Raw genomic sequence first — 9,177 nt, 5'->3', positions numbered from 1 at the left:
GTTCGCAGCCCCGAGGCCGCAATCGCTGAACCGTTCATGGCATCCACCCTCGCCGACCGCTCTGATACCGGGCTGTCGCCGTCCTGACGCCGCCGCTGACATACGGCGGGAAGTCCCGGCGAACTCGCCCCCCACAACGCGGCGAGCGCCTGGCCGATCTCGTCGTCAGCCACCTCCGCCGGCAACCGGTCGCGGGCCAGCCGGTCGATGACGCGGTCGATCGCCGAGGCGTAGGCACGGTGGGTGTTGGGGCTGGCCGTCCGCGGGGTGGCCAGGAAGGTGTCGACGGCTGAGGCGAGGCTGACGTGCCCGCCGCGCAACGCGGTGATCTTCGGCGCGGCGCTCATGCCGGCCGCCAGGTGCGAACGGCGTCCGGCGCGATGTACCGGATAACGTGCCGGAGTCGCGCAGCGGCCGCGCGAGGCGACCGCCTGCACGGCGCGCCTTCATGACCTCGAGGTTCGGGCGTACTTCCGGCATTGTCTGAGCCGTATACCGGGTTGCTGCCGCCGAGCTCCTTTGGGTGAGCGGAACCTAACGTGGCACTTTCCTACGGCATACGGCTATCGCCGCCCCGAGGGCGAGGGCGGCATATCCGCAGGTCACGGTCAAACCCACCCATGGCGGGAGCGGGTAATAGCCCCCGAGCAGTGACAGGTCCACGTCCACATGTGCGAACGTGGGGACGCTCTGCGTGATCGCGAACCCGGCGGCAGGGGTGATCATCAGCAGCCATGGCGCCCAACCTGCGGTCGCCAGCAGGTAGGGCACGACGACCAGTGCGATGGCCAGCCCGATGGCGACGACGGCCCGCTTGACCAACGCGGCGAGGCCCAGAGCCAGTACGGCGGCGGCCGCCGTCAGCGCCGCGTAGCCGACGATCACCCGCAGCTCGGTACCCAGGGTGATCGGCTGAATCGGGTTCTGATTGGCACGCAACATCGCCAGGCCGACGGGGACCACGACCCCCGAGGTCACCAGCCCCGCCACGAACGCAGCCGCGCCGACCACCACAGCCTTGGCCGCCAGCAGCCGCGCTGGATGCGGCTCGGCCGGCAGACCGGTCCCGATCAGCCCCCTCCGGTGTTCCGCCGTGAAGAACGTGACCGCCGCCATGAGCACCAAGATCAGCCCCACCGCCCCGCCGATCAGCATGAGGTCAGCGCGCACACCGCCCTCCACCGTGGCGGGCCCGATGTCACCGCCCCCGGTCACGATGAGTTTGTCGCCGGACTCGACCACCCCGCCCGGGTGATGCGGGGTCTTGCCGTCGGACTCCATGGAGACGCCGACGTCGTCGTGCCGCCACGAACCGTTCGCGCCCTGCAGCGTGATCTGGTCGAAGGTGGCGGTGGCCTGGGCGAAGGCTTCCGCCATGTCCCACAACGCGCCTGGTGAGGTGGCGAACAGCCCGATCTCGACCGTCTCCGGCAGGCCGGTGAGCTTGACCGTGCTGACCTCGGTCCACGTCTTGCCGTCGTCTGACTCGTAGCCGGTGATGGTGTCGCCCGACCTGGTCAGCCGCAGCCACTGCGGGCCATTGTGAGGACCGCCGGGCACGTCGTGGGTGAAGTTGTGCTGCATCCGCACGCCGTGATCTCCGGTGAGCATGACGGCGGCGTACGGCGTGCCTTGCTTGAGGCTCTGCCTGACCAGGAGCCCGGCCTTCGCCCACGGCACCACCCCCTCCTTGACGTTGCGCACTCCGGGTACGACGTCCGGCAGCCGCATCTGCCCGGTCATGCCCGACACGCGGGCGGTGATGCTGCCGTTCCCCTTGAGCGGCTGGTGCACGAAGTAGTACTTGTCCTTCACCGCCGTGCCATCGGGTCCCACCAAAGGCGCGGGGCAGGGGCCCTCGCCCTTCCCGGTCACGCAGGTGCTGCGGGCACCCCCGGCGACCAGCAGTCCGAGCGACACGGTGACCAGCACGGAGGCCGCCATGGCGAGCACCCAGCCGCGCACGGAGCGGAACTTGGTCCACTCCGCGTGCAGCAACTGAGGGAAACGGTCCCGCCCGGCCCGCGGGCTGGATCGGTGAGGCGTGAATGAACTCATGCCGACGGTTGTACGCGGCACCCGGTTCCAGCCGGGTCGCAGCCGCTGCGACCCGGCTGGAACCGGGGATCTGGCATCGTTGAACCATGGCACCTCGACCCGGCGGACGGTTCGGCCGCCCCGTCCACACGACGACCGGCGGTGAGTGGCGGTGAGGGTCCTCGTCGTCGAGGACTTCGAGGTCCTCGCCCGCTCCATCGGAACCGGGCTGCGCCGCGAGGGCATGGCCGTCGACGTCGTCCTGGATGGAACCGCCGCCCTCGACCGCCTGGCCGCCACCCGCTACGACGTGGTGATCCTCGACCGTGACCTGCCCGGCGTCCACGGGGACGAGATCTGCCGGCGGCTGGCCCATGGCCGCTGTGAGACGCGCGTGCTGATGCTCACCGCCTCCGGCACGATCGAGGACCGCGTCCACGGGCTCAGCCTCGGCGCCGACGACTACCTGGCCAAGCCCTTCGCGTTCGCCGAACTGGTCGCCCGCGTCCGTGCCCTGGCCCGCCGCGCCACCCCGCCGCTACCGCCCACCCTGGCATGCGGGGACATCACTCTCGATCCAGCCCGCCGCACCGCGTTCCGGGCCGGCCGGCGCCTTGAGTTGAGCCCCAGGGAGTTTGCTCTGCTCGAATGCCTGCTCGCCGTACCTGGCCTGGTCATCTCCGCGGAGGAACTGCTCGAACGCGTCTGGGACGAGGCCGCCGACCCCTTCAGCAGCGCCGTCAAGCACACCATGCACCGGTTACGGGCCAAGCTCGGCGACCCGCCCGTGATCGAGACCATCCGCGAAGGCGGCTACCGCATCGGACCGTCATGACCTCCCGAAAGTTCGCCAGAAGGTCCTTGCAGACGCGGCTCGCGCTCGCCTACGCGGCGGGCATCTACGCCGCCGGGGTCCTGGTGGTCGTCTTCGTCGCCGTCCCGCTCGCCAGCGTCCAGGCGGCCACCCCCAAGGACCAACCCTCATCGAGCGCGATCACCGACACCGGGCCTGGGATCAGCCTGCCCCAACTCCTCACGGGATCCGCCGTCGCCCTGGTCCTTCTGATCCCCGTCGCCCTGGCTCTCGGCTGGTTCGTCGCCGGCCGGTTCCTGCAGCCGCTGCGCGCCATCACCGCCACCGCCAAAATCATCTCAGCCGGAGACCTCCACCGGCGCCTCGACCTCGGCGAGCCCACGGACGAGCTGACCGAGCTCGGCCACACCCTCGACGACCTGTTCGCCCGCCTTGAGGCCTCCTTCGACGCCCAACGCCACTTCGTCGCCAACGCCTCCCACGAGTTGCGCACCCCTCTGGCCGGGCTGCGTACCCTGCTTGAAGTCGCCCTCGCCGACCCCGATGCCGACGCCGGCACCCTGCGCTCGGTCTGCCAGGAGGCCCTCGCTCTGGGCGGACACCAGGAGCGGCTCGTCCAAGCACTGCTCGCTCTGGCCACGAGCGAGCGCGGCGTCGCCCGCTGGGACACTCTGGACCTCGCCCACGTCGTCGAAGGAGTGCTCGCCTCCCGCCGCGACCAAGCAACGCAGACAGGCATTGACCTCGCCGAACACCTGACGCCCGCAGTGACGGCCGGGGACCCGAGACTGGTCGAAAGCCTCGTCGCCAACCTCATCGACAATGCCATCCGCCACAACCACGCAGACGGGCACGTAAAGATCACCACGCAGACCTCCGGCACGCAGGTGGCCCTTACAGTCACCAACAGTGGGCCAGTCATCCCCGGCAACCAGATCCAGCGCCTCTTTCAACCCTTCCAGAAACTGGCGCCCGAACGTCACGGCCGCCGCGACGGCTACGGCCTCGGCCTCGCCATCGTCAATGCCGTCACCCAAGCTCACCACGCCACCCTCACCACCAGCGCACGCCCGGAAGGCGGCCTGTCCATCACCGTGCAGTTCGCGCACGGATCTCATACGAACGATCCCTGACGTCAGGGGACGACGGCGCGAGGGCGGCGCTGCCACCCGCATCGGAGCGCTAGATCGCGGTAACGCAGCGCGTGCTGGCTCACTGTCGCCACTGGCCGATTTCACCTGCGGAGCAGCGTTCAAGACTATGACCGGGTTCGATGAGGTCTTTCGGGCCGAAGGCGTCCGGGCCGCTACTCCATCTCTTCCTCTGCACCGGCCGAAGGCCTGCGGCATCTCGGCGAGATCCCCGACATCCCCGCTCTCCCCGACGGCGGCGTGGAGGAGGAGGGGGTGTAGATCCCAGGGATCCGGCGAATCGTTCGCCGTGCCCGGCCTGGCTGCGCGATCCTGTCCTTTTGGCCGATCTTTCGAAGGATGCGCGGATGGCTGAGAAGATGCACCCGGCGTGGGACGAGGTCGTCGACGACCGGGACGAGGAGGAGGGCGGAATCGTCATCGTCGAAGAACGCGACGGTCCACCGCGGCGCCGGTGGGTGCGCTACGTCATGCCGGTGATGGTGGAGGCCGATCCCGACACCGACCAGATCACCCTTGTGGTGACGCTGCCGGAGGAGGTCCGCGACGACCGCGACGACATGGGCAACTTCTGCGTCTACGACGAGACGTTCGTCCGGCGCCGCATGGACTACTACCCCGTCGACCAGCCCGAGCTGCACGCCTGGAACGTCGCCCAGCCACGGTGGAGCTCCCGCTTCCGCGTCGGAGGCCCGGACAACTGGCCCGAGCTCAGCCGGTGGGAGGAAGGGTTCGACCTCACCGAGGCCGACGACGTCTACGCCGAGGTCAACCCCTACGCCGATCCCCGGTGACGGTCCGTCCTTGGTCCGAGAGCTCACCGGCGGGCCTGACCTGGCCCCGTCCGGACGGCCCGTTGCCCGGGCGTACGGTGGAGGTATGGCGGCTTCTCGCCGGTGTCGGCAGTGCTGGCGGCCGTTGCGTGTCACGGCCAGAGCCGACGCTATCTTCCCTGTCAAGTACTTGTGTTCAGCTTGGGGCGTTGAAGTAGGACCACGTTGTCAGGGTTGCTCTCGGTCTCCTGAGGGTCTCTTCCACGGGCGAGAACGGCGCTCGCGAGGGTGAGTTGAGTGACCTGGTTTCGCAGGTTTTCGATTTCGGTTCTCTGCTCGACAACTGTCTTCTTGAGTTTCGCGACCTCCTCCTGGAGACGCTTTTCCGTTTCGGGAATCTGCTTGGTTTCGGTGCGGACGCGGTCGTAGAACTCGTTTTTCAGGTCTGCGTGACGCTTTTGCAGCGCCATGCGGTGAACGCCTGCCTCGGCCGCGAGGGAGACGATGGTCTTCGGATCTTGCAGGCCTCGCTCGCCATGGTGAATGTCCTCATGCTGCAAGACGTGCTCGCCGATCCCGAGTGGGCCGCCCTGCTGACCCGCGGTCGACCGGCGCGGTCTGACCCCGCTGTTCTGGCTGCACGTCCGCCCGTATGGCGAGGTACGCCTGGACCTGAACACCCGACTGACTATCGGCAGCCTCGGCTCGCTCGGAGGAGCGGGACGAGCCGTAATGCACAGCATGGCCGAGATGGCAGGGAGTGCCTATAGGATCTTCTTCAGATCGACGGCGATTCGCTCGGCGCTCAGTTCGTAGCTCACCAGTCTGCCGTTAGTGGCGAGCCAGAAAATGGCCAGCGTGCCAGCCGGGCCGTCGTAGTCTACTTGTCGAATGCGGAGTCATCATGGGGGCGGTGTGACCTGGCGGGCGATGCGCTGGTACGGGGAGCGCGAGTTTCCTCGACGCGCTGTGCACTCCGGCTGGATACGGCGACGACGGGCCGCGCCGGATCCGCGGCAGCACCGGCGGTTGCTCGACGCCGGCTCCACGCTCGTTGATCTTGCCATGTTCGCGTCCCTGCTCGACCAGCGGGTGCCGGACCGGCCCGGCGGGCGGCCGGTGCCGAGTCGCTGCGCGATGACGCTATGCGTCACCCGCGTGCACCTCGCCGACCGCCTCATCGGGGACGTTACCGCGATCCGCGACCGCCTTGTCGCGCTCGTTGACGACTCGAAAGCGCCCGCATGACCGCGGACCGGCGGGTCCGGCGGACGCGATCGCTGCTGCGCCAGGCGGCCATCGAGGTCATCCGTGAGAAGGGCTTTCGCGCAGCCCGGGTACGCGACATCACCGAGCGCGCAGACGTCAACCGAGCCACCTTCTACGCGCACTACGCCGACAAGTACGCGTTCGCCGAGGCGATGGTGCGCGATGAGATCCGGCACCGGTTCGCCACCCGGCTCCCGGCTGCGCCGACGCCGGTCGCCGACCTCGTCCACGCCCTGGCGGTGCTGCTGTGGGAGGATTCCAGCCGGGCGGACGGCTGCCGGCGGAACATCGACGTTCTGCGCCCGCTGATCCAGCGCGCGGTGCGCACCGAGGTGTCTCGCTTGCTCGTCGAACGGTGCGCGTACGAGTCGGCCGTGACGGCGCACATCGTCGGCTCGACGATCGTTGGCGCGGTTTGCTGGTGGCGGGAGAGCGGGTTGCCGGACACCCCACCCGACCAGGTGGCCGACGAGGTGACCCGAGCGGTGTTGTACGGGCCAAGGCCGACGTCATAGTGACCCGGGTACTTCTGCGGTCATGAGCTGCTCGCCGTTCGGCAGCATGCCCGCCTGCGTGCGGCGTACAGGATGCCGCTGAACGCCGCCACCTCGCAGTTCCGTGCGCACCATGCCCGTCCACCAGCGGGCTCACCATCGAAGCTCCTCCCCGACCGGTGGTCGGCCCGCCCGCGGGCCGTCGAGGAACAGCGCCGCAGCCTGGCTGTGCAGCTGGAATGGAAAGTCATTGACGACCCGCTGCTTCCACGGTCGGCTGACGATGGCGTGCGTCATCCGGCGCGCGCCACGCGGACGTCGCATGATCATGTCAGCGAGCTCCCACGCCCGGTCCACCAGGCGCTCGCGCGGCACGATCTCCGACACCATGCCGTACTCGAGTGCCTGCCGCGCATCCACCGCCTGGCCGGTGTAGATGTGGTACGCGGCTCGCTTGGTGCCCATCAGTTCCTGGAACGTGAGGCTTTGCCCGTCACCGGGCGCGGTCGACACCAGGAAATGCGGGTCGAAGAAGCGTGCGTCCTCGGTGCAGATCGTGATGTCACAGGCGAGCGCGATCTCGGTGTGCGGTCCGGGCCCGTTGACCGCGGCGATCGTCGGGACGTCGACGCCGAAGACGAAGTTCTGCAACAGCTTCGCCGCGTCCTCGTACATCTTGGCAATGTCGTCAACCGTCCGATCGAAATGCCCGTCGGCGCTGCGCCGCGCGTCCAGCCAGTGGTCGCCGGTACCCGTGAGGATGAGCACCTCGTTCTCCGGGTCGTTACCGACCTCCAGCCATGCCTGCCCCCAGGCGTTGTGACCGGCAAACGTCTGGACGTACGAGTCGCCGTCGGTGTGCATGCGGAGCTCAAGGATGCCGTCGCGGCGGCGCATCACGAAGAAGTCGCGGTACTTCTCCGCGTACTCGGCGAAGTCGGGGCGGCTGACAAGCCCCGCCCATCTGGCTGTGTTCAACTGATCGGTCATGCGATCATGCTCCTCGCGTGCCACAGCCGGCTCAATCCTCAAAAACCAGCCCGTGATGGATACCCGACAAACCACAGAAAACGTCGGATTCGGGCCGAGCGGCTTCGCCATCACGCCTCCTTCTCCGCGTTATACCGAGAGCCGCCTCGCGCGGCCTTCAGCACCGACATCTCCCGATTGACGGTGTCGGCGTCGACGTGGCCCCCACTCGGATCCATGTCATCAGTCGCAGAGCGCGAGGTTGGTCATCTCGGTGTCGAATAACGTTCGTTATCTTGAGCCGCCCGAAGGGCGTCCTCGACGTTGAGCAAGCCCTGGTGAGGCCTCGAATTCTGCCTGGTGGATGTGGTTACTGGGTGGCGATCTCCGAGCGCAAGTCCGGCGCGATCAAGCTGACGAAGCTCGGCCCGGGACGTGGAGTTGTGGGGCGAGGGGACCACCACCGTCGCCACCGACTCCACGCACGTGCGCGCCTACGACCAGAACATCTTCACCGAGTGGCATTCGCGGTACGGAGGTCGCGGCATCCTCATCTACTGGCACATCGAGCGTGGGTCCATGGTCGTGCACTCCCAGACGTTGCGTGCCTCGGTCTCGGAGGTGCACGCGATGATCGAGGGCGCGGTACGGCACGGCACCACGATGAAGGTCGAGGGCAACTATGTGGACTCCCACGGCCAGACGGAAATCGGGTTCGGCGTGTCCAGGCTCTTGGGGTTTGACCTGCTGCCGCGCATCAATCGGATCAACAAGGTCAAGCTGTACCGGGTCGAGAGCGGCGAGAGCGACCTGTATTCGCGGCTGGCGCCGGCGATGACCCGGCCGATCCGCTGGGACCTGATCGAGCAGAACTACGACCAGATGATCAAGTACGCGACCGCGATCAAGCAGGGCACTGCCTCCACCGAGGCGATTCTGCGCCGGTTCACCGAGTCCGCCACCCATCCGACCTACCAGGCCATGCTGGAGGTGGGCCGGGCGCAGAAGACCATCTTTGTCGCCCGCTACCTCCGTCTTCGGGAACTGCAGCGGGAGATCCAGGAAGGGCTCAACGTGGTGGAGTCCTCCAACGGAGCGAACTCGGTGATCTTCTACGGCAAGGGCGGCGACATCGCCACCAACCGGCGTGAGGAGCTGGAGATGAGCGTGTTGTGTCTGCGTATCCTGCAGGCAGCGCTCGTGTACATCAACACGCTGATGCTCCAGGACGTCCCCGCCGATGCGGAGTGGGCCGAGCTGCTCAAGCCCGCCGACCGGCGCGGGCTGACGCCGCTGTTCTGGCAGCACGTCCAGCCCTACGGCGAGGTACTGCTGGACGTGGCCAAGCGTCTGCCGCTGGGCGGCGGCGAGGGTGCTGCCCAGCGGCGCCAACCGGAGTAGCCCAGATCCTGTGGCTCTTTCGACACGGGCGGGGCCGGGTGGGACCTGCGCGGCGCTCGCGCGGTTCGCCGTGCCGTTCCCGATCGTGGTCGCCGCCGCGGCGCTCCTCGGCTGGCTGGTGCACCGGCTGGCCCCGCACGTCTTCAAGCGCGGCAACGGACACGACGGCGATGGCGGGCCGGCGCCGTCGATCCCGGACGACGCCCTTGGTGACTGAACTGCGCCGATCGAAACCCCCGCCGGACCGCGCAGCCCAGCCTGTGCGGTCC

General features: G+C 68.2%; 10 protein-coding genes and 1 pseudogene. 7 read left to right on the top strand and 4 right to left on the bottom strand.

Annotated elements, in window-relative coordinates; genetic code table 11:
- Both AB0J09_RS45515 and AB0J09_RS45510 read right to left on the bottom strand, forming a co-directional pair.
- A pseudogene (locus AB0J09_RS45515) lies at nucleotides 1–347 on the bottom strand (hypothetical protein); the annotation flags it as partial.
- 187 nt (nucleotides 348–534) lie between these two features.
- Nucleotides 535–2,058: a hypothetical protein gene (locus AB0J09_RS45510; protein WP_360705821.1), complete on the bottom strand. Its 1,524-nt coding sequence runs from the start codon at nucleotides 2,056–2,058 to the stop codon at nucleotides 535–537.
- 151 nt (nucleotides 2,059–2,209) lie between these two features.
- Here AB0J09_RS45510 and AB0J09_RS45505 point away from each other — a divergent pair, with 151 nt between their 5' ends.
- The 3 genes from AB0J09_RS45505 to AB0J09_RS45495 all read left to right on the top strand — a co-directional run bounded on the left by AB0J09_RS45505 (nucleotide 2,210) and on the right by AB0J09_RS45495 (nucleotide 4,796).
- A complete protein-coding gene (locus AB0J09_RS45505) occupies nucleotides 2,210–2,872 on the top strand; it encodes a response regulator transcription factor (protein WP_360705818.1) in 663 nt (220 codons plus the stop codon).
- Nucleotides 2,869–3,984 (top strand): HAMP domain-containing sensor histidine kinase, encoded by a 1,116-nt coding sequence (locus tag AB0J09_RS45500; RefSeq protein WP_360705815.1) that lies wholly within the window; start codon nucleotides 2,869–2,871, stop codon nucleotides 3,982–3,984. The genes AB0J09_RS45505 and AB0J09_RS45500 overlap by 4 nt, the downstream gene beginning before the upstream one ends.
- Before the next feature lie 365 nt (nucleotides 3,985–4,349).
- On the top strand, nucleotides 4,350–4,796 hold the full coding sequence (locus tag AB0J09_RS45495) for a hypothetical protein (RefSeq protein ID WP_360705812.1): 447 nt from the start codon (nucleotides 4,350–4,352) through the stop codon (nucleotides 4,794–4,796).
- 161 nt (nucleotides 4,797–4,957) lie between these two features.
- Here the strand turns inward: AB0J09_RS45495 and AB0J09_RS45490 are convergent, their stop codons facing one another.
- Nucleotides 4,958–5,335, bottom strand: a complete 378-nt coding sequence (locus AB0J09_RS45490; protein WP_360705809.1) for a hypothetical protein — start codon at nucleotides 5,333–5,335, stop codon at nucleotides 4,958–4,960.
- A gap of 355 nt (nucleotides 5,336–5,690) precedes the next feature.
- Between AB0J09_RS45490 and AB0J09_RS45485 the strand changes: the two genes are divergently transcribed.
- Complete coding sequence (locus AB0J09_RS45485) at nucleotides 5,691–6,023, top strand: hypothetical protein (RefSeq protein ID WP_360705807.1); 333 nt, start codon at nucleotides 5,691–5,693, stop codon at nucleotides 6,021–6,023.
- The gene (locus tag AB0J09_RS45480) at nucleotides 6,020–6,559 is read left to right on the top strand and encodes a TetR/AcrR family transcriptional regulator (protein ID WP_360705805.1); all 540 of its coding nucleotides are present in this window, start codon (nucleotides 6,020–6,022) and stop codon (nucleotides 6,557–6,559) included. The genes AB0J09_RS45485 and AB0J09_RS45480 overlap by 4 nt, the downstream gene beginning before the upstream one ends.
- A gap of 132 nt (nucleotides 6,560–6,691) precedes the next feature.
- Here AB0J09_RS45480 and AB0J09_RS45475 read toward each other — a convergent pair whose 3' ends face one another.
- Nucleotides 6,692–7,639: an enoyl-CoA hydratase/isomerase family protein gene (locus AB0J09_RS45475; protein WP_360705802.1), complete on the bottom strand. Its 948-nt coding sequence runs from the start codon at nucleotides 7,637–7,639 to the stop codon at nucleotides 6,692–6,694.
- A 303-nt stretch (nucleotides 7,640–7,942) separates the two neighbouring features.
- Here AB0J09_RS45475 and AB0J09_RS45470 point away from each other — a divergent pair, with 303 nt between their 5' ends.
- Nucleotides 7,943–8,908, top strand: a complete 966-nt coding sequence (locus tag AB0J09_RS45470; protein WP_360705800.1) for a Tn3 family transposase — start codon at nucleotides 7,943–7,945, stop codon at nucleotides 8,906–8,908.
- 10 nt (nucleotides 8,909–8,918) lie between these two features.
- Complete coding sequence (locus tag AB0J09_RS45465) at nucleotides 8,919–9,125, top strand: hypothetical protein (protein WP_360705797.1); 207 nt, start codon at nucleotides 8,919–8,921, stop codon at nucleotides 9,123–9,125.
- The last annotated feature ends 52 nt before the right edge of the window (nucleotides 9,126–9,177 follow it).

The organism is Nonomuraea sp. NPDC049784 (assembly GCF_040659615.1).
Taxonomy (GTDB): domain Bacteria; phylum Actinomycetota; class Actinomycetes; order Streptosporangiales; family Streptosporangiaceae; genus Nonomuraea.
The sequence above is the reverse complement of the archived record's forward strand: the minus strand, read 5'-3'. Positions and strand labels throughout refer to the sequence as shown.